Source organism: Thalassotalea sp. G20_0, assembly GCF_017744175.1.
Taxonomy (GTDB): Bacteria; Pseudomonadota; Gammaproteobacteria; order Pseudomonadales; family Endozoicomonadaceae; genus Endozoicomonas.
Window position 1 is genome coordinate 1 of sequence record NZ_JAGHQV010000305.1, and the last position, 846, is coordinate 846.

Here is an 846-nt window from a genome sequence, read left to right on the forward strand (position 1 = left end):
TCTAAAAGTTCATCTTCTTCATCACTGCTGTCGCCTCCAATGTCCGTAGAATAACCTTGCTGTTTAAGACATTGGCGGAGTTTGTGCTCATTATCAGTCAGTTTTTCTCCTGAGGGTACTCCAAAGCCTGCAAATATGCGGCAAGAAAGTGTCAGAATACTCTTCTTTTCATCCGGGGGTAGCCATTGAATAAAGGCTTGCACTTTCGTCTTTTCCGGTAAGCCTTTGCCATTACACATGGAGGAAATATTGGTGACCAGTGCGCGGTCGAGCGGTTTGCCCTTAACGTCCTCGTCTTTGCCCTCCTGCCAGCCCTCTTTCAAGCAGGGCTGGGTCAGGAAGGCCTTCACGTCCTGATCTTTCGGTAAGCCTTTGCCATGACACATGGAGGAAATATTGGTGACCAGTGCGCGGTCGAGCAGTTTGCCCTTAACGTCCTCGTCTTTGCCCTCCTGCCAGCCCTCTTTCAAGCAGGGCAGGGTCAGGAAGGCCTTCACGTCCTTATCTTTCGGTAAGCCTTTAGAAGAACACATGGAGGAGATATTGGTGACCAGTGCCCGGTCGAGTGGCTTGCCCTTAACGTCCTCGTCTTTGCCCTCCTGCCAGCCCTCTTTCAAGAAGGGCAGCGCCAGGAAGACCTTCACGTCCTGATCTTTCGGTAAGCCTTTGCCATGACACATGGAGGAAATATTGGTGACCAGTTCCCGGTCGAGCGGTTTTTTGCCCTTAACGTCCTCGTCTTTGCCCTCCTGCCAGCCCTCTTTCAAGCAGGGCAGGGTCAGGAAGGCCTTCACGTCCTGATCTTTCGGTAAGCCTTTAGAGGAACACATAGAGGAAATATTGGTG

1 protein-coding gene is annotated in these 846 nt (G+C 51.5%); it reads right to left on the minus strand.

The window, feature by feature from the left end; translation table 11 throughout:
- The coding region (locus J7438_RS26190; RefSeq protein WP_209278962.1) for a hypothetical protein at positions 1-846 on the minus strand (846 nt) is incomplete at both ends.